Genomic DNA, 19,924 nt, shown 5'->3' with positions numbered 1-19,924 from the left:
GCGAGCGTGAACTTTATATTAATCGCAGCGTGACTGATAAATCGCTAACTCTTGTTTTTGTCTATCTTTATTTTCATCAATCCTATGGGGCTGCTGTAATATAACGTTTTGATATTCAGATGGAAAGTGATGTTCTTTGCTCCCTTCAAGTACGTGCTGAACATACCAATCAAAAGGCAACTCATCATCAATAAAGGTATTGGCAATGTAGCACCAAGCCTCCACAACGCTACCATTTTGCATTACGACAGGTACACTGCGGCAGTCATAGCGCTCGCCTTCAATTTCATCCAAACGTCGTTTCTCTTGCAGGTTCAGCGTGTATAACACCCCATAAACTCGACTGTTAAGTCCTGAGCATGGCACGATATTGCACTTTGCTGAGCCATCTGTACTTAACATATCAAAGGTCAACCGATACCCGTTTAGCACGCCAGTTCCCAATAGCTCAGCTTCAGGCAATCGTGATAATAACCGAGCCGTGGACATATTCGAACCAAAGCTAAAATTAATTATGTTTTTGTCATTCATTACACCACCAGCCTTATTGCGAGTAATAACATGATCACACCGATCCCGCGATCAAACCAATGTCCAGCTAGCTGAAAAAAGTGCCTGACATTTTTTTTTGATAAAATAACAGCCAGTAAAGAGAACCATAACCAAGTTGCCAACGCCATGTATATGCCATAAAACAGCTGCACACTACTTGGAGTACTTGGCTCTATGACCAAAGTAAAAAGCGATAAAAAGAACAGCGTCGCCTTTGGGTTCAGCGCATTAACTAAAAAGCCACGCTTCAACGCACTCCAATTAGACTCAGTAACAGTGTGCTCAGTCATATTTTCGTGCTCTGAACTGGGTTTTGCATATCGCAACGCTTGGACACCAAGATAAGCCAGATATAGCGCGGCTATATATTTTACTGCTGTGAACAAGGTTTCAGATTGAGATAGCAGTAACGCTACGCCCAATAAGCAATAACTGACATGTACTAAAATACCCAAGCCAACCCCAAAACTTGTCCAAAGCGCATTTGCTCTACCTTGCTGTACACTTTGCTTGAGCACTATCGCAAAATCAGGACCTGGGCTTGCTACTGCAAAAAAGTGAGCAAGCGCGATTATGATAAATTCATCAAGATAAGCGGGCATGAACATGTTCCTGTAAAGCAAGTAAGTCTATACGCTCAGAGCTATCCATCATCATCTTAATTTGCTTCTTGGCTTTTTTAAACTGGCCGACCAAATGTGGTTTGAGATGTTTATGACCATCCTTTGCACCTTTAAAATGGCACACCAAGGCGTGGACGAATATGCTTTGCTGCTCAGTCAGTGCTGCCTGACGATTTGCGTACTGATTATAACAAGAGCCACACCCTCCCCTAAAGTGATACACCGTATTAGAAACCATCACGCCAAAACCAAAAAAACCGGCAAGCACATCACTTGCGGCATCCAGCTGTTCCTGCCCTCCCGGCGGTAATACTCCCCGCTGTAAAATCAGTACCTTTGCTAGCACCCCAGCTAGGCTCGCAACAAGATCCTGTGGCTGATTAATTTGATTCGGATTATAAGACACCGCTATCGGAGTTGAAGCCTCTGAAATGACAGCTTGATCACCACGCCACCGCCCAGCTACCTGCAATTTTGCCATATGCGTCGTTTGCATTTGTGCTGGCGATACCAGATGAATTGGCCATTTTTGTAAACCTGCATATGACTTTACTCGGGAAAAAACAACAGCAGCCATTTCTTCAATACTCGAAACAGGGTCGGGGAAAAAGTGTGGGGTCGGTGTAATAATCTGCGTGTCGCTTAAAAAGTATTCTCCATCAAAGTGTTCAAATGCCCAAATAAAGGTATCGACCAACCACTGAGTTTCTTCTTCACTGAGTAACGGGGAGAATTTAAATAAGGACAGCATGCTAATAATTCACTCTTTTGTGGAATAACCCCAGATAAATAGCATAAACTCTACGACTAATGCAAAAACATGGAGTTTCACATGCCTCACTTTATTCTCGAACATTCGGATAATTTACCAATAGAAACCGAAGCCTTAGTATCACAAGTACAGCAATTCGCTTGTGCGTGTGGTCTTTTCGATCCAGCTTCTGTTAAAACACGTGCAATGTCATTCGAGCATTTTCAACTAGGTGATGGCAAACAAGGATTTATTCATTTACAGATCCATTTAATGGCGGGTAGAACAATAGAGCAAAAGCAGGCGCTTACCGAAGGGGCGTTAACACTGTTGCAAGCTAAAGTATCCAAACAGTTTGCGCTGAGCGTACATTGTTACGATTTATTACCTGAAATCTATCGCAAAAACTAATTTATTATTCGAGCTATTTAACTATGAAATTTCCATGTAGGTTAGAGAAGTTTTTGAGCCATATTGCTGAAATGCCTCGCAGTAAGGTCAAAATCAATATTAAAAAAGGTCTAGTTACCGTCAATGGTAACGTCGTCAAAAAAGGCGATATCCAAGTTACCTTAGCAGATCATATAACGTTTGCAGGTGTTCACCTACAGTACCTTGGCTTACGCTATTTTATGCTCAATAAGCCTAAGGGCTATGTATGTGCAAATAGCGATGAGTTACACCCAACAGTCTTTGACTTGCTCGATGAGCCTAACTTAAAAGATTTTCATGTGGCAGGTAGGTTAGATATCGACACAACTGGTTTAGTATTGCTCACCAACGATGGAGATTGGTCACATCAAATTACCTCCCCTAAAAAGCAAAAGTTTAAAACTTATGTTTTAGAAAGTCGTGATGAATTGACCGACACAGCTTTGATCCAGCTCGAGCAAGGTGTTGAACTTCATGGCGAAAAACAAGCTACGTTACCGGCAAAAACAGAGCAAATAGATAAATACGCATTACGCTTGTCTATTTGTGAAGGAAAATACCACCAGGTTAAGCGAATGCTTGCCGCTGTAGGTAATCAAGTTGTTGAACTACATCGGGAAAATATAGCTGGTATCACACTTGATCCAACGCTTGCAGAGGGTGAATACCGCCCACTCACCGATGAAGAAATTAGCATAATTAATGCAAATTAACTCTCAAATTTCCGGTGTATGAGTAAATATCATCTCGAAATAGTCCGTATAGCACATTAACCCACTTACAACTTCCCCCTAAACATGCTAAATCATTTAATAGAGTATTTTTAGGGGGCTATCCTGTGTTTTCCAATTTCACACTTAGAGCAAAAATAATTACCTTTGCAGCGGCAATATTTGTTTCTTTGCTTGCCGTCGCCTTTGTTGGTCTTCAAGCACTACGCCATGCCAGTGAGAGCGATAATATTGCTCGCATCAATCAGCTGATGAAAAGTACGGTTAACATAGTGAAACAATTTGAACATTTTGCACAACAGAACATATTGACCGAACAACAAGCCAAAAAAATGGCAATTCAGGTCCTACGGGAGAACAAATATCACGACTCTGAATACGTTTATGTTGTTAATGAAAAAATGGATTTTGTTGCAACCCCCCATGATCCTCAGCTTCATGGCACTAGCTTTAACGATTTTAGGGATGCTTCAGGAAAGAGCATAGGTGGTATGGTCAAGCGCCTGGTGGGTAATGAGGTTGATCAGATCATTACTTATCATTGGACATCATTACGGGACGGTGAAATTGTCGATCTTACCTCGGTAGTTCAGAAAACACCTCGGTTTGGCTGGTATGTTGGCACCGGAATAAGTTACAAAGAAGTCAATGAACGCTATTGGGATACTGCTATCTGGTTAGTTGCATTGTCTTTAGTAGTGGCAATTATACTGACCACGGCGCTAGCACGGTTTGGTTTGTCTTTGAGTCAAAAGTTGGGGGCAGAAATAAACGATGTATTGACCATTGTAAAGCATGTTTCTAGAGGAAACCTCACCACACCTATTAATACCGCTAGCTGTAAAGACTATAGTATTTTAGCCGCAATGGCTTACATGCAAGACGGCCTAAAGGGAGTCGTTGAAGGGTTAAAACAAGCAAGTTGCGCATTGCAGACTCAAACGTCAGACAGTGAATCACGTTCAATTCAATTGGAGCAGCTCACCCATAGCCTCAGTTCAGAAACGCAAATGGTTGCTTCTGCAATTACTGAGCTTACTGCATCAGCTCAAGCCGTTGTTGAACATGCTCAACAAGCAGCAGGCTCAGTACAAGAGGCTGAACGCCAAGGAAATGCAGCGGATAAACTCACAGCTCAAGCCGCGCAAGAGATTGCATTATTAGAGCAGCAAATTGACAGCGCTGGTAATAACATCCAAGTACTCGACGAAGAAGTATCAAATATAGCGAACGTCCTAACCGTTATTCAATCCATTGCTGAACAAACTAATTTGCTGGCACTAAACGCTGCCATAGAGGCTGCAAGAGCGGGTGAACAAGGGCGAGGCTTTGCCGTAGTTGCTGATGAGGTCAGACAGCTTGCACAACGAACACAAACCAGTACCGAAGAAATTCGCAATATGATCACCAAGCTGCAAAGCGCAACACAAGATGCAAAAGCCTCGGTAAATCTTAGTATTGCAACCAGTGAAAAGACCGTTAGCATGTCTTCTGATGCCTCTAAAGCACTAGTTCAAGTCGCCGATTCTTTAAAATCTATTTTACATATGAGTCATCAAATAGCACAAGCCGCGCAAGAACAGCTCAGTGCAGGTGAAGATACGGCGCAGCGAGTCGTCACAATATCAGATACTGCGTCTCAAACTGCTAGCGTTTCAGAAAAAGCCCACAAAGCAACTGATACCATTAAAGCGCTTTCTAGCAATTTAGAAATTGAGGTCGCAAAATTCAGAATATAACAATATGAATTTATTATTTTTTTTAATAAACTAGCTCAAATTCTGATTTATCAAGGCTATTACTTAAAAAAAATCTTTAATTTTTCATTCACCTTGTGTTTATTTGGTGTTAAGTTTGTACTGGTCGGAATTGTCGGTTAAGTAGTCTGGGCGACTTTCCGAAATTGCGTTTAGCGCAATTAGAGTATCAACCTCAAACACTTTGATTGCTTGCACGTCAAGTAAATTCAATAAGGACTATGTAATGCAAAAGCTAAATTTGAAAGAATGCAAAAAGGTTTCTGGTGGCGGTATTTACGAACCAACCGACCCTAACGCACAAAAAGAAACTAGCAAAGACTAGTGTGGTGCTATGAAGAAAAATTTCTCATTAGGAGACCTACTGATACCTTATGCGATTGTAGCAGTAGGTCTCCTAGTCTTATATGACATTCGTTTTCACTTCTACATTATTTATGTGCTTATTGTCTTAACAGTCTTTATTTTAGGGGCTCGATTAAAAGACGTTAATATTTGCGCACTCTCCCTATTAGCAGTTGTTCCCTTTACCCTAGAAACTGCAGTTTTTTCGTCTGGTTTGATTAGTTTAGACTCTTCAGACAAAGACCAACGGCTCCTTCAGAATACTCTTATTTTTGGAACTCACTTTTTAATTGCGTTAATGGTAGTTTTTCCATTGACTTATCGTGTCGAGATCACCAAAAAGCTGTTCCCAAAATTAAAAACACGCTACACCTTTGCCGATGCAATTATGCCTTGGCTGGCGATTTTTAATGTTTTTATGAGCTTCGCAGCCTTAATTGAAAATTATTTTAGAAATGCCAAAGGCGTCGAAATGACCATTTTCTTTTATAGTTTTGATGTTAGCGGGTACTTAATTTATAGTGCTAATTGTCTAATATTGCTTATTTTAGCCGCAATTACCTACAAAGAAGAATATGACTACGCCCTCCCCAGTCTGCGTAAAAAGCGCTAGACACCTAATAGGAGTAGCAAAGCACTAAGTTTGCTACTCCTTCAGTGATATTTTTCCCTTATATAGCGTTTTGTTATCAAAGATAAAGAGTATTATGAAGTCGTCGTATGCTTACGCTATTATTACCCTGCATTTTCGAGCCGAACCGTCGACACAGTGGGTTTGCGTCGATTACAAACGAATAAGTAACTGTTTCGGTATCGTTTAGCTTCTTTTTTTGCATCAGTTGCCAATGCCGCCACTTGATGGGAGTTAAAGCAGTGCTGTAGATCTGGACGCACTAAACCGATTGATAAAGTCAATAATGGTACAAACTGCTTTTGTCCTTCGCGGTTTGTTGCCCAATAGCCTCCCGCGTTGACATGCTCAGGGGTAAAAAAAGCTGTGGATTTAGTTTCAAACTCAGCAATAATCTCATGACATAGTGCTTGCGCATCATGATTATCAAATACCACCATAAAGTCATCCCCCCCTATGTGACCTACAAAACTTGGGCTGTGGGCACAAACATCCATGGTCACCTCAGCTAAAAGCTTAATGACACTGTCACCGCTGGCGTACCCATATAAATCGTTAAACTGTTTAAAATGGTTTAAATCAATATAAGCCAAAGAAAAGTCATGATTCGAACGCAGTCTTTGCTCTATCGCTTCGTTAATCGCGACGTTACCAGGTAGCATGGTTAATGGATTAGCATGCTGAGCATGACGTATTTTTTCCTCAGTAATGTGCTTTAGTATGTCTCTAAGCGGCGCTAAGCCAAGATAACAGCCATTTCTGGTGATAATAATATGGCGACGAATATCAAATTCGTGATCGGTAATTTGCTTGCTGACGGAGTCAAGCTCTTGCTGTTCATCAACCACCAGAGGCTGCTTGTCCATTAATTTAATCACTGACTTTTTGTCAAATAGCGCGTGACCATAAGGTGCTGCAAAAACTTCTGTTAATTGATCTCGATGTAGCAACCCTGTCGGCTCTCTCACATCATTCACAACCGCGATGCTAGCCAAGTTTCGATCTTGCTCAAATAACCTATGTGCATCAATACATTGTGTACACTCATGGATAGCATTAATATCTTTGGCCAGCCAACCGATAGCCATAGACTGCTCGAACCGCCCAGATACAGCCGACGGATCTGAGTGTAGTGACTTAAACACCTCAAGCTCAGTAGGCGGTTTCATTTCAGGTTTAGCAAGTAAAAAGCCCTGTGCATTAACAATACCCAACTGTTCAATTAGCTTTAGTTCTTCAGCTCGCTCAATTCCCTCTGCAATCACTTTAGTGCTGGTGGCTTTTGCCAACTCTATTATCGACTTCAAGAACTCTCTTTTCACTACACTCTGATCGCAATGATCGATAAAATACCGATCGACCTTAACGTAATCAGGACATAGCTCTGACCACTTTCTTAGTCCCGAATACCCAGCTCCCAAATCGTCAATTGCAATTTGAAATCCAAGCTCTCGATAATGTGTAATAGTGGATAGCAACAAATGTGCATCATCTACTTTATCTTGTTCTGTGACTTCAATTACAACACGTTTTGGGTCAAGCCCGTAAATTTCCGTGAGGTGACGTGTTTCACCTTTGGGGTGGGAAGGATCTAGTAACGCTTTGGGACTAACATTTAAAAATAATTTACCGGGTAAGTTGTGCGACACGAACTGCTTAATCGCACTATCACGACAGATAATTTCTAGCTCAGATAATCGCTCTTGCTGACTTGCGATTGCAAACAATTTATCTGGAGACTCCAGTGATGAACCCGGAATACCACGGCTTAGCGCTTCAAATCCTAAAATTTGACACCTCGCAAGATCATAGATGGGCTGAAAAAGTGTAGATATCGCTTTTTCTTTTATTATTGTATTGAGTAGTATCGTGCGCGAAGACTTCACAGGATCAGGCTCACTGTAAAAACATAATCGCGCACGGTAGCAACTGTGTATGACAGTTACATGTCAATCGGGTGAAATGTACCCAATTTAAAGTTGAATTTACTTCACCTTTAAATTGGGTGAGTATTAAGACAAGGTAGTGTCGCTTACTTCAGTGCTCTTTCAACTTGATCAAAATGTGCTATTACTTCAACAATTTCCATCTCTGCGCTTTTATAATCTTCAGGCCCTTTAAAGCCATTCATAGCTATCGCTTGAACTGTCGCAGGGTGAACTAATAGATCTTTGGCATGGTAACAAACTGGGTCGTCGAATTTTGGTAACTTACCATCCGCATGATAACCACTTTCAATTTCTTCCAAAGGTAATGTTGGGATGATATCTGCAGCCTTGTCTAAAGCATCAAGATAGGTCTGACATTGAGGATACTTAGCGACGAATTCGTTCAATAGAGTGCGTGATAAATTCACCAACTCTGCTGACTGAGCCTCTAAGGCTTTATCTTCTTTCTCTACACGAATATTGGCTAATAGTGCCTCGGCTTGCGTTTTATACATACTTAGCGAGTCAGTCGCTTCCTGCACGGCAGGCGCTGCTTTTTGCTCTGGCTGAGGCTGCTCTGAGCATGCTGTAACTAAGGCTAATACACTAACTGCCATCATGAGTTTGTACATGATAATCTCCTTTATTGATAACGATTATCATTATACAACAATGTAATTTTTTAGAAACAATTATATGCTAACAAAAAAGCGGCTAAGTTAGCCGCTTCTGATATTTAACCTGAGGTTTGGATAAGGACTGTTCCAACTCACTGTTGCTAAGCCACAACTTAGTTTTTCCTTGTCTAGCCAGAGAGTTTTAGCGCTAGAAAGGTATCAGTTATCCGCAGCTCAGGTTATTTACTCTATAGTCAGTAGTTAAGGCATGGCATCTAAATCCGCACCTTCTTTTTCAACTTCTACTGGGATCAAGTCTTCTTTGCTCACACCCATTGCAACTGCAACAGAACTGGCAACATAAACTGATGAGTAAGTACCGATGAAAACACCAAATAACAGGGCGGTGGCAAAACCATGAATGGTTTGACCACCCCAAACAAATAGTGCTACCAACACGAGAATCGTCGTGATTGAGGTGACTAATGTACGGTTAAGTGTCTGCGTCAAAGAGATATTAATAATCTCTAATGTGTCATCAATTCGGACTTTGCGGAAGTTTTCACGAATACGGTCTGACACAACGATAGTATCGTTCAAGGAGTATCCTATTACGGCGAGTATCGCTGCTAAAATTGTTAAGTCAAACTCAAGGCCAAGAATGGAAAATAATCCCATCGTTAAGACAACATCGTGGAAAAGTGCTGCCACAGCACCTACAGCAAAACGCCATTCAAATCGAAAAGCAACATAGATTAAGATACAGATAAGCGCGGTTAGCATCGCCAAACCGCCCTGCTCTTTAAGATCTTCACCCACGCTTGGCCCGACAAACTCAATACGACGCATAATAACGCTTTCATCAGCTTGTTTAAGTGCAGCTATCAATTGATTACCAAGTACTTCAGCCTTAACATCATCGCCTCTTGGCGCTAGGCGTACCAGCACTTCTTGGCTAGACCCGAACAACTGTACCGAGGCATCAGCAAAACCATTTTCGGCCAACACGCTACGCACCTTGGCTAAATCAGCCGGTTGTGAGAAGCCAACTTCAACCGCGGTACCGCCGGTAAAGTCTAAACCAAAGTTTAATCCTTTGACCATAAACGAGCCGATTGACGCTAAAATCAATAACGCCGAGAAAGCCATTGATAGCTTTCTTGCCGACATAAAACGGATAGTGCTTTTTAAATTCAATAATTGCATGTCCGTCTCCTAGATTGATAGCTTGTTAATACGTTTACCACCGATCGTAGCGTTGATTACCGCACGCGTACCAACAATCGCTGTAAACATTGACGTGATAATACCGATAGCTAACGTTACCGCAAAACCTGCAATTGGACCTGTACCAACAGAGAATAGGATCACCGCCGCGATGAGTGTCGTGATATTGGCATCGAAGATTGTACTAAATGCGCTATCATAACCATGGTGTACCGCTTGTTGCGGGCTGCGCCCTTCTGCTAATTCCTCACGAATACGCTCAAAAATCAGAACGTTAGCATCAACAGCCATACCAACTGTTAATACGATACCGGCAATACCTGGCAGCGTAAGTGTGGCACCTGGGATCATCGACATTACACCCACAATCATAATTAGGTTAGCAGCAAGCGCTAGGTTTGCTACCAGACCAAAACCTTTGTAGTACAGCAACATAAAGGCAAGAACAAACGCAAAACCAAGAACAACCGCCGTCATACCAGCTTCAATGTTCTCCTGACCAAGGCTCGGACCTACAGTACGCTCTTCAACAATTTGAATTGGCGCTACCAACGCACCTGCGCGAAGTAGTAAGCTTAGGTTATGTGCCTCTGCCGGACTATCAATCCCAGTAATACGAAAAGAGCTATTTAAACGCGCTTGAATCGTCGCCACGTTAATCACCTCTTCGACTTTGATAGGTGGTAACGCTTTGCCATTTTCGTCTTTCTTGCCTGATGGCTTGTACTCGATGAAAACCGTCGCCATACGTTTACCAATGGCACGTTTTGTAAAGGCGTTCATCTTTGCGCCACCTTTACTATCTAGCTTGATATTAACCTGTGGGCGCTGATATTCATCCATTCCAGATTGCGCACCTGTGATGTGAGTACCCTCAAGAATAACGCGCTTTTTAAGCACCACAGGGTAGCCATCTTTATGTAGAATAACTTCTGTACCTGGTGGCACTCGACCTTGTGCAGCTGCGCGAACATCGGCATTTTCGTCTACTTCACGAAACTCCAGTGTCGCCGTCGCACCAAGAATTTCTTTTGCACGAGCTGTATCTTGAACACCTGGCAATTGTACGATAATACGCTCACCGCCTTGACGTTGTACGTTTGGTTCAGCAACACCTAGTTGGTTGATACGGTTACGAATAATCGTTTCGTTCTGCTTAATCGCATATTCACGAAGCTCTTTGTACTTGAGATCGCTAAGGCTTGAGAAGAAAGCAAGGCTGTCACTGCTGTCATTGATAAAGTCATTACCAGGATAGCGCTTTCGCAAGAAACTTAATGCCGCATCTTTGTCTTCTTCAGAACGCATAGTTACTTGCACACGTTCACTATTAGATACTCGTCTAACGGTACGATAGCGTAGCTTTTCCTCTCGCAAGTCGCTCTTAAAGTCTTGCTCCATTTGCTCTAGTGCATTGTCCATCGCTGTGACCATATCCACTTCCATTGTGAAGTGAACACCACCACTTAAATCAAGACCAAGTTTCATTGGATTTGCACCTAAGTCTTTTAACCACTCAGGTTGTGCAGGGGACATATTAATAGCGGAAATGTAGTCTTCACTTAGAGTATTGCGCAGAATATCTTGCGCTTTAAGCTGATCTTCAACGTTTTTGAAGCGGACAAGGATTTGGCCATCTTCAAGCACAGAAGATTTCACGCCAAGGTTATTCTTTTGCAGGGTTTCGTTGACTTGATCTAATACGCTGAGTGTCGCATCTGCTCCTTTTGTGCCAGATACCTGGATGGCCGGATCGCGACCATACAGGTTAGGTGTGGCATAAAGAATACCGATAGCTAACACAGCGAGAACAAGTAAGTACTTCCACATTGGATACTTGTTTAACACTGGACTATCCCTTTATTGTTTTTCTTATAGAGACTTCATTGTACCTTTAGGAAGTACTGCTGAAATCGCTGATTTTTGCACTGTCACTTCAGCTTGGTCGTTTAGTGCGATTACAACAAAATCCTTATCATCGGCTACCTTTGTGATTTTCCCCACAAGTCCACCTTGAGTTAGTACTTCGTCACCTTTGCCTAATGCGCCCATTAGGTCTTTGTGCTCTTTAACACGTTTAGCTTGTGGACGGTAAATTAAAAAATAAAATACCAGACCAAAAATACCTAACATGATTAGCATTTCCATACCGCCACCTGCTGGTGCAGCCGCTGCACTGCTAGCATGCGCGCTTGAGATAAAAAAGCTCATTTCACTTCCTCGTTTATAAAATTAATTATTTTCTGTCAAACCAACGTCAGCCAACTCTGGCACCGGTATGCCACGGCGCGCATAAAAGTCTTCGACAAATTCGTCAAATGTGCCTTCTGACAAGGCGTTTCTCATTCCTTCCATCAAACGTTGATAATAACGTAAGTTGTGGATGGTATTGAGTCGAGCGCCTAAAATTTCGTTACACTTATCTAAGTGATGTAAGTACGCTCGAGAGTAATTCTGACAAGTGTGGCAATCACACTCTGCATCCAATGGGCTGGTATCCGTTTTGTGTGCTGCATTACGGATTTTCACCACACCACCGGTCACAAATAAGTGACCATTACGAGCGTTACGCGTTGGCATTACACAATCAAACATGTCAATACCACGGCGCACTGCCTCAACCAAATCTTCTGGTTTGCCCACGCCCATCAAGTAGCGTGGTTTTTGCTCAGGCATTTTATATGCACATTGATCAAGAATATTGATCATGTCCTCTTTTGGCTCACCAACAGATAAACCACCTAGTGCATAGCCATCAAAACCTATTTCTTCTAAGCCCTTTTGCGACTCAGCACGAAGCTCAGGATACATACCGCCTTGAATAATACCAAACAACGCTGACGGGTTATCACCATGTGCTTCTTTAGAGCGCTTTGCCCAGCGTAAGCTCAGCTCCATTGAATCTTTAGCTTCTTTCTCTGTTGCTGGATATGGGGTGCATTCATCAAAAATCATGACGATATCTGAGCCTAAGTCACGCTGCACCTCCATCGCTTTTTCTGGCGACAACATAATCTTTTCACCATTAACAGGAGATTTGAATAGCACACCTTCTTCAGAAATTTTACGCATCGCACCTAGGCTAAATACTTGGAAGCCGCCAGAATCAGTCAAGATAGGCTTATCCCAGTTCATAAAATCATGCAGATCACCGTGCTGTTTGATGATCTCCGTGCCTGGGCGTAGCATCAAGTGGAAGGTATTGCCTAAACAGATGTGCGCGCCCGTTTCTTTAAGCTCGTCTGGGGTCATGCCTTTTACTGTGCCATAAGTGCCAACCGGCATAAACGCAGGAGTTTCTACTACACCACGGTCGAAGATTAAGCGACCTCGGCGAGCTTTGCCTTGTTTGCGATCTAATTCAAATTTCATTGTTACCTCGTTGTCAGAAAAACAGTCCAACATTGATTAAAAAACATGCTAACCCCATATTTAGGGCGGTGATCTTCCGATTCTACCAAGATTAACGGCTCAATTCTAATATTGGGATAAAAAACCCAAAGTCTATATCACGCCGACAACTTTACAGTCAGAAAAAGCAAAATGCCCAGTAATACTGGGCATTTTAATAGTTGTATGGTGTAAATTACTTATCTTGCTTTTGCAAGAACATAGCATCACCGTAACTGAAAAAGCGGTATTGCTTTGCGATTGCAGTTTGGTAGGCATTCATAATATGTTCTTGCCCTGCAAATGCACTCACTAGCATGATTAATGTCGATTCTGGCAAATGAAAGTTAGTCACCATGGCGTCAACCACATTAAAGCGGTAACCCGGGTAAATGAAAATATCGGTATCGCCGTAAAGCGGAGCAATCTCGCCGCCATTCGCTTTTGCGGCAGATTCAAGTGAGCGCACTGACGTAGTCCCTACCGCTATAACTCTCCCTCCTCTCGCTTTCGCCGCTTTAATCGCCTGAACAACGTCTTCTGAGACTTCGATGTATTCTGAGTGCATGACATGCTCTTCCACCGAATCTACTCGCACAGGCTGAAATGTACCTGCACCAACATGTAAAGTCACAAAAGCCATCTCAACGCCTTTATCCTTTAGCTTGGCCATCAACTCATCGTCAAAGTGTAGTCCAGCTGTAGGCGCTGCAACAGCGCCTGGCTTCTCTCCATAAACAGTTTGATAACGCTCTTTGTCTTCATCATCATCAGGTCTGTCTATGTATGGTGGTAAAGGCATATGGCCAATTTTATCTAAAATCGCCAACACGTTTTCTTCGCCTTCAAACCTTAACTCAAATAACTCACCATGACGCTGAACCATTTCAGCGGTTGCTTGGCCTTCAAGCTCAATTTTAGTACCAGGCTTTGGCGACTTACTTGCTCTAACATGAGCGAGTACTGTCCGCTCATCAACGACACGCTCGACTAATACCTCTAATTTTCCACCACTGGCTTTTTGCCCAAACATGCGAGCAGGGATCACTTTTGTGTTATTAAAGATGATTAAATCTTCAGGGTTAATAAGCGCTACAATATCTTTAAAAATCTTGTGCTCGATTTCACCACTATTGCCATTTAAGGTAAGAAGACGACTGCTAGAACGCTCCTTCATTGGGTGTCTTGCAATCAACTCATCAGGAAGGTCAAAACTAAAGTCTGCTACGCGCATGGAAAAGCCTCATTTCGAAAATTGCGCCAAGTCTAGTGCGGTGTTTTAGCGAAATCAAGTGCTTGTAACCTTGCGTAAATACCTTTAACCTAGCGGGTCTAAAATGGCGTTCACTTAAAAGATTTTACGAAGTTAAAGCACAAAGTGCTGTACAATCTTTATTCTTTAAGTTGAAACAATAGCTTATGCCTTTTAGCGCACATTTTATACCGTCAACCGTTGTAATCGTATGCCAGTATCTGGTGAGGTTTTTTTATTGTGTCTAGACAACTAACGTTGCTCATTGTTAACGCCAGTACTCACGAAACGCAAACTTTAACTAAAACGCTCAGCGTATTAGATGTCTTTACTATTATTACTAAATCTGACTCACAAGATGCTTTGAGTTTACTAAAAACTCAACCCGTCGACTTAGTGATTACCGGCCTCAACATCGGTAAAATTGATGGCTGGCGCTTTTCTCGTATGATACGTTCAGGCTTGCTCGCTACCTCAAAAAGTACGCCTATCGTACTTATTCCGCCAACTTATTGTGAGCGTATCGCTGAGACGACCGCGCGCAGCTACAGTATAGATGCTGTGCTACCGTTTGAGCGACAAGATATGCTGCCGCAGATCTTGGCAAACGTATTGTCGACACATCTAGATAAAAGTAGCCGGCTCAACTTACTACTCCTTGAACCGGACCAAAATAAAGCTGAAAAAATTTGTGCGCATCTATCACATAATTTCTCTTGTACGCATGTAAATACAGCAAACAGTGCCCTATCGCTATTTCTTCAGGGTAACTATGCTATCGTCTTAATGGACACAACGACCAACCTTTCTGGCTCCGCTGACGAACTCGTAGAGAGCATTCTAAAACATAAACCTAGTCAAGCAATTGTGACCATTATTGACAAACGTGATGCCGATCATGCTGAGCAACTATTACTACTTGGCGTAACCGACTTTGTTCGGGCACCATACGATATGCCATTTTTAAGTAAAGTATGTGATCACGCCGCACGGCGAGAAGACTTTATGGTGAGTTACGCTGAGTTTGCAAATAAGGTTGAACAGCTAAGCAGAAGTGAAAATCGTTATAAAGATTTGTTTTCCGCACACCAAAGGATCCTCCTTCATTTAAGAACGGTTGTGGTTGAACTTGATTTAGAAGGCGCGATTCGATTTATTAACCCAGCATGGGAATACCTGTCAGGGTTTGGGATAAAGTCTAGTTTGCATACCCAACTACATGACTATATCGCCAAAGAGGAACTAGTAACGCTGCAAACCGTAATGCAAGAAATGCAAAATGGTGAGCGACAGCATGCTCAAATAGAATTACAGCTACGTCATAAAAACGGTCATCTCATTTGGGTGGAGTGCCGTTTGCAACTTATCAAAAATACATCTAGCTCCGTAGCTATCACTGCGACGCTTGATAACATTCATGAGCGTAAACAAGCAGAATTGCAACTCAGACATTTAGCATTACACGATACACTGACAGGTTTGCATAATCGCTATTATTTTGACCAGCAGCTTAATCAACTGTGTAATGAAGTAAAGTCTACAAATGATATTGAGCATGCCCTGATTTACATCGACTTAGATCACTTTAAAATCATTAATGACAGCAAAGGTCATCAACAAGGCGATATTGTTCTAAAAGAAGTGTCAGAGCTGTTTGGGGATGAAATTGGAGAACAGCACCTTACGTTTCGTATTGGTGGTGATGAATTTGCAATTTTACTCAAACATACCGCTTTACTCGATGCCCATATGTATGCGGAAAGTATTTGTATGGCCATTGAAAAGCATAAGTTTCATTTCGAAGATAATGCCTACTCTATTAGTTGCTCGATTGGCTTGACCCAAATTAACAGTGACAATGCTGATCCCAATGAGTGTTTGAAGCAAGCTGATATTGCACTTTATATTGCAAAAAATCTGGGGCGTAATCTAGTTCATTGTTACAACAAAGAAGATGAGCAGAACCAAACACTACAAATCGGCTTAGAGTGGGGTCACAGTGTCAGACAAGCGCTACAAAATGACAGTATAGAACTTCATTATCAACCTATTTGGGACTTCAAAAAGCAACAAGTTGCGTATTACGAAGCCTTACTCAGGTTGAAAATCAATGATGAAATCGTGTACCCCAATCAGTTTATCCCCGCATTGGAGCTTTTAAACGATACTTTTCTAATGGATCAATGCGTTATCAGAACTGCGATCAAGGCACTTTCAGAGTTTGATGTGCTCAGCCAAGTGGCGATTAACTTGTCTGCACACTCTTTTTTAGATGAGAGACTGCAACCACATATTCAAGCCTGTCTCACTGAGTATCAGGTAAGTGCGAATCGCGTTATATTCGAGATCACCGAATCAGCCAGTATTAATAATTTAAATGCAACACAGTCTATGATCAAAAATCTAAACGACTTAGGCTGCCATTTTGCTATTGATGATTTTGGAACAGGCTTTAGTACTTTTAGCTACCTAAAACAGCTTCCTGCACAGCATGTTAAGATTGACGGCTCCTTTGTACGAGACATGTTAAATGATCCTATCGACTTGGCTTTGGTCAAGGCTGTAAACGATATCAGTCACTCATTAGACAAGTGTTCGGTAGCTGAATACGTTGAGAATAAAGATATATTTCATAAACTTAGAGAGATTGGTGTGGATTATGGTCAAGGCTATTTTATCTCGAGGCCACTTCCCATCGAGCAGTTGGAATGCAACCTAAAAACTATTTTATCCCTAAAAACAGAGCAGTAACAACTTTATACTAAAGGTTACTTTTACTTCTTGCAAAGTTCACTATAATTAAAGATACCAGTTTAAAATGTCATCAAATTTTAAGGTAACACCTTAAAAATATAGACATTCAAAGGATTGAGCTACATCTTGCTATGGACTTCAAGGGGTAAATTATGCTGTCATTATCGCTTTTTTTAATACTTGCAAACTTGCTCATCGCATATCAGTGCTACCGTTATGCTAGTGCTAAGGGATATCCAGTAAAGTTATTCACGGGGCTTGGACTGCTACCCTATTTTAACTTGGTCGTGTGGGTATACTTACTCTTTCTACCGAACTTGACTACGGCCAAAAATATTGAACAAGCGTAACACTAGATTACTCAATTTGACGCCTATTCTGCAATGAGTAATCCGTGTCGATAACACCAGCATCGCTGCCTGCTATCGCCAAAGTGTCAACGTCCATTCAGACAAAGTGCGTTGGTAAAGTACTATATTTAATCAAAAACAGCATGCCGCTACTCTTGGCATGCTGTTTTTATTAGGGTTCCCGATATAGCGCAGAACGATAACCTGAACTCGGTAAAAAGGTGATGCTCTAGCCACTATCCCTAACCACATCATGACATTTGCTTTGCATTAAGAAATACTTTTTGGCTAGAGTAATATTCCGCTGTTAAGCTTAGGTACTTTTGTTGATTAGCCTATTTCTAACTTTAAGTTCAGGTTATACCAATTTTCTTAATTAAGTGGTCTATTTTGAGGTGAGAAAATCTTGTCGATAACACCGCTTCCGCGTCCTGCTCACGCCGAGGTACCTACGTCCTGTAGGCAAGGCAAAAATTTTGCTGTTTAGTTGTTCTAAATAAGCAATTTTTAACGCGGTTAGCGTCAGATTTACTCCTTCAAATTGAGCAAGTATTAAGTCAAATTAATGGTATTAGTTAGAAGCGGTAGCTAACAGCCGCTTCTTGTAGCTCTGTTGCACTTTTCTTTCCAGTCACACATTGCTGTATCAATGATTTTGGATAGATACGTATTTGTTTGCTATTTGTGTTATTTGGTTCGCTGTAGATAAAACTAATATATTCATCATCAGGCAAGCTGCGTAAGCCGGCACCGTAATCACATAGACTGGTTGCTAAACTCATCGTAAGCGTTTCTTCGAGTGCTCGCTGCTGCTGTACTCTTTCCTTTTCCCTTTTCGCTCGAGATGCTTCTAGACTGCTCTTGAGTTTATCTTTTAAGGCTTTTAATTCGGTGTCTTTATGCGAGAGTTGCACAATACGTTTTTCGACTTCTTTTAAAGACTCACTAAACTTCTGGCTGTCGGCTTCCTGCTCATGCATTTTCGCAAACTCAAGTTCAGCCTTTTCGCGCTCAAGTTCTCTGAGTCTGATCCGGTTTTCTCTTTCTTGCTCAACAGCTTCTCTTACTTTTTCAGCACCCGCTCTTACTTTATCAGCAACATCGGCATAAGCTTCAGAGAAAGCCTCAGCAATTGGCTCTGAGACTTCTACTTCAGCAATCGCGATGTCTAAGTCTGGTAATTCAAACTCACCAATAGCTGCAACATCGTCAAGGTTCTCTATATGTGATAGCCACTCTAGTCGATGTCGACGTTTCAATACTAATTCAAACACTGCTCCTTGATCATGAAGGTAGTAACCAGAAACGCTACGGACTTGATCTTGTGTGTCATGCTGTAGCGCACTAGTTAGTACACGTTCAAAAATAGCCACTTCACGCTGTAAAGATGGATTTGGCGACTCAGCCTGGACCAAGCTTGCACATAATGTTGCAGCTGCGCCTAGGCACAATGTAATTAACTTCATGGTTTACCTCGATACTGTGCTAAATTCTGCGTTGGTGTCTGCTCTACTTGCTCTGCAAGTTCATTTAGTTGCAATCTAAGTAGTGCTTGATCTTGCGCACGTTGCGCTTGGATAAGATCAACCAAGTTATTCATTGCTAAACTTCGTTCTTTGCGATTTTGCTCCACAACTTGGGTCACTAATCTGGAGAGTGCTTCTTGCTCTATCGGTTTCACTTCATCAAACTGGGATAAGACCTTCTGAATTACCTCTTGTTGCTTGGCCAACTGCATTTGTTGCGCAGTCATTTGCTCGTGTAACCCCAAGTTTTGTAACCATAAACCTGCAACTCCCAATCCTACGACCAACCAAGCAGCTACAGTCGACAAGGACCAAGTATCAGTATTTGACTGCTGAGTAAGTTGTGGTGGTGGTGTTTGCACTTGGTACGTCTTGGCATGTTGCTGCCATTGCGTTGCAGCTTGGAGCATGTCACGGTATTCACTGTTATTACGCAGCGCTGCTAATTCATCCTCTGTGATTGGCTTTCCCTCTAACCATTTTGCAAACAAAACATCCAATTTAGCCATGATCACGCACCTCTAGTTGCCCTTTCATTTTGCTAAGCGCGTTATATAGTCGCGCCTTTACCGTGTTAGTCGATAGTTCAAGTTGCATAGCAATCTCTTCGAATGTGTAGTGCTGGAAAAACTTTAGTTCAACCACAATCCGTTGCTCAAAAGGAAGCTGTTTTAGTGCATCATAAATTTCTTGATTACTCTGCTGTTGAGCCACTCCAGCATCAGGTCCAGCTTGAAGTACCTCCGGCTCTTTCCCTTCAATTGATTCGAATTTCCGCTTACGCATATGGTCAACAATCCTTGCGTGGGTAATTTTAAATACCCAAGTTGAAAACTGAGAGTTACCATTAAATGTATGTAAATTACGGTGCATACTGATAAATACATCTTGTGCTATATCCAGCGCATCTTGCGGCTCACCCACGAGCCTTAAGCACTGGTTGTATACTCGACTGTGATGCTGTTTACATAATGATGCCCAAGCACCTTGATTGCCTTGTAGTGCTCTTTTTATTAATTGTTTTTCGCTATTAAAAAACACTCAGCTCACTCATTAAT

At 41.9% G+C, this 19,924-nt stretch carries 19 protein-coding genes; 6 read left to right on the top strand and 13 right to left on the bottom strand.

Features of this window, described 5'->3' with window-relative positions:
* Window positions 1-18: 18 nt before the first annotated feature.
* From D9603_RS09870 to D9603_RS09860, 3 genes are read right to left on the bottom strand one after another with little or no spacing between them, the layout of a single operon-like run.
* The gene (locus D9603_RS09870; protein WP_128731174.1) at window positions 19-531 is read right to left on the bottom strand and encodes a gamma-glutamylcyclotransferase family protein; all 513 of its coding nucleotides are present in this window, start codon (window positions 529-531) and stop codon (window positions 19-21) included.
* Window positions 531-1,154, bottom strand: coding sequence for a LysE family transporter (locus D9603_RS09865; RefSeq protein ID WP_128731173.1), 624 nt, complete (start codon window positions 1,152-1,154; stop codon window positions 531-533). Before D9603_RS09865 ends, D9603_RS09870 begins: the two co-directional genes overlap by 1 nt.
* A complete protein-coding gene (locus D9603_RS09860; protein WP_128731172.1) occupies window positions 1,138-1,926 on the bottom strand; it encodes a hypothetical protein in 789 nt (262 codons plus the stop codon). Before D9603_RS09860 ends, D9603_RS09865 begins: the two co-directional genes overlap by 17 nt.
* An 81-nt stretch (window positions 1,927-2,007) precedes the next feature.
* On the opposite strand from D9603_RS09860, the gene D9603_RS09855 reads away from it, so the two are divergent.
* The 4 genes from D9603_RS09855 to D9603_RS09840 all read left to right on the top strand — a co-directional run bounded on the left by D9603_RS09855 (window position 2,008) and on the right by D9603_RS09840 (window position 5,804).
* Complete coding sequence (locus D9603_RS09855; RefSeq protein ID WP_125252120.1) at window positions 2,008-2,337, top strand: 5-carboxymethyl-2-hydroxymuconate Delta-isomerase; 330 nt, start codon at window positions 2,008-2,010, stop codon at window positions 2,335-2,337.
* Window positions 2,338-2,360: 23 nt separating this feature from the next.
* The gene (gene rsuA, locus D9603_RS09850; RefSeq protein WP_170178641.1) at window positions 2,361-3,071 is read left to right on the top strand and encodes a 16S rRNA pseudouridine(516) synthase RsuA; all 711 of its coding nucleotides are present in this window, start codon (window positions 2,361-2,363) and stop codon (window positions 3,069-3,071) included.
* A 125-nt stretch (window positions 3,072-3,196) separates the two neighbouring features.
* Entirely contained in the window at window positions 3,197-4,828 is a 1,632-nt protein-coding gene (locus D9603_RS09845) for a methyl-accepting chemotaxis protein (RefSeq protein ID WP_128731171.1), read from the top strand.
* Between the two features lie 352 nt (window positions 4,829-5,180).
* Window positions 5,181-5,804, top strand: coding sequence for a hypothetical protein (locus D9603_RS09840; RefSeq protein ID WP_225740673.1), 624 nt, complete (start codon window positions 5,181-5,183; stop codon window positions 5,802-5,804).
* 122 nt (window positions 5,805-5,926) lie between these two features.
* Here D9603_RS09840 and D9603_RS09835 read toward each other — a convergent pair whose 3' ends face one another.
* The 7 genes from D9603_RS09835 to queA all read right to left on the bottom strand — a co-directional run bounded on the left by D9603_RS09835 (window position 5,927) and on the right by queA (window position 14,218).
* Complete coding sequence (locus tag D9603_RS09835; RefSeq protein ID WP_128731170.1) at window positions 5,927-7,708, bottom strand: bifunctional diguanylate cyclase/phosphodiesterase; 1,782 nt, start codon at window positions 7,706-7,708, stop codon at window positions 5,927-5,929.
* 146 nt (window positions 7,709-7,854) lie between these two features.
* On the bottom strand, window positions 7,855-8,382 hold the full coding sequence (locus D9603_RS09830) for a hypothetical protein (RefSeq protein ID WP_128731169.1): 528 nt from the start codon (window positions 8,380-8,382) through the stop codon (window positions 7,855-7,857).
* A gap of 246 nt (window positions 8,383-8,628) precedes the next feature.
* A complete protein-coding gene (gene secF / locus D9603_RS09825) occupies window positions 8,629-9,573 on the bottom strand; it encodes a protein translocase subunit SecF (protein ID WP_125252124.1) in 945 nt (314 codons plus the stop codon).
* A gap of 9 nt (window positions 9,574-9,582) precedes the next feature.
* Window positions 9,583-11,442, bottom strand: coding sequence for a protein translocase subunit SecD (gene secD / locus D9603_RS09820; protein ID WP_128731168.1), 1,860 nt, complete (start codon window positions 11,440-11,442; stop codon window positions 9,583-9,585).
* Window positions 11,443-11,466: 24 nt separating this feature from the next.
* Window positions 11,467-11,805, bottom strand: coding sequence for a preprotein translocase subunit YajC (gene yajC, locus D9603_RS09815; protein ID WP_125252126.1), 339 nt, complete (start codon window positions 11,803-11,805; stop codon window positions 11,467-11,469).
* Window positions 11,806-11,826: 21 nt separating this feature from the next.
* Window positions 11,827-12,966, bottom strand: a complete 1,140-nt coding sequence (tgt, locus tag D9603_RS09810) for a tRNA guanosine(34) transglycosylase Tgt (protein WP_125252127.1) — start codon at window positions 12,964-12,966, stop codon at window positions 11,827-11,829.
* A 214-nt stretch (window positions 12,967-13,180) separates the two neighbouring features.
* Window positions 13,181-14,218 (bottom strand): tRNA preQ1(34) S-adenosylmethionine ribosyltransferase-isomerase QueA, encoded by a 1,038-nt coding sequence (gene queA / locus D9603_RS09805; RefSeq protein ID WP_125252128.1) that lies wholly within the window; start codon window positions 14,216-14,218, stop codon window positions 13,181-13,183.
* A 258-nt stretch (window positions 14,219-14,476) separates the two neighbouring features.
* Between queA and D9603_RS09800 the strand changes: the two genes are divergently transcribed.
* Together D9603_RS09800 and D9603_RS22100 are read left to right on the top strand one after the other, a co-directional pair.
* Window positions 14,477-16,987 (top strand): EAL domain-containing protein, encoded by a 2,511-nt coding sequence (locus tag D9603_RS09800; protein ID WP_128731167.1) that lies wholly within the window; start codon window positions 14,477-14,479, stop codon window positions 16,985-16,987.
* Window positions 16,988-17,142: 155 nt separating this feature from the next.
* Entirely contained in the window at window positions 17,143-17,340 is a 198-nt protein-coding gene (locus D9603_RS22100) for a hypothetical protein (RefSeq protein ID WP_125252130.1), read from the top strand.
* 575 nt (window positions 17,341-17,915) lie between these two features.
* Here the strand turns inward: D9603_RS22100 and D9603_RS09790 are convergent.
* The 3 genes from D9603_RS09790 to D9603_RS09780 are packed head-to-tail and all read right to left on the bottom strand — an operon-like array spanning window position 17,916 to window position 19,907.
* Window positions 17,916-18,806, bottom strand: coding sequence for a hypothetical protein (locus tag D9603_RS09790; protein ID WP_128731166.1), 891 nt, complete (start codon window positions 18,804-18,806; stop codon window positions 17,916-17,918).
* A complete protein-coding gene (locus D9603_RS09785; protein ID WP_128731165.1) occupies window positions 18,803-19,375 on the bottom strand; it encodes a hypothetical protein in 573 nt (190 codons plus the stop codon). The genes D9603_RS09790 and D9603_RS09785 overlap by 4 nt, the downstream gene beginning before the upstream one ends.
* Window positions 19,368-19,907, bottom strand: a complete 540-nt coding sequence (locus D9603_RS09780) for an RNA polymerase sigma factor (RefSeq protein ID WP_125252133.1) — start codon at window positions 19,905-19,907, stop codon at window positions 19,368-19,370. The genes D9603_RS09785 and D9603_RS09780 overlap by 8 nt, the downstream gene beginning before the upstream one ends.
* Between the last annotated feature and the right edge of the window lie 17 nt (window positions 19,908-19,924).

This window comes from Pseudoalteromonas sp. PS5 (assembly GCF_004103255.1).
GTDB classification, from domain to species: Bacteria; Pseudomonadota; Gammaproteobacteria; order Enterobacterales; family Alteromonadaceae; genus Pseudoalteromonas; species Pseudoalteromonas peptidolytica.
Note: the sequence above shows the minus strand (reverse complement) of the source record. Positions and strands in the feature narration are given on the sequence as shown.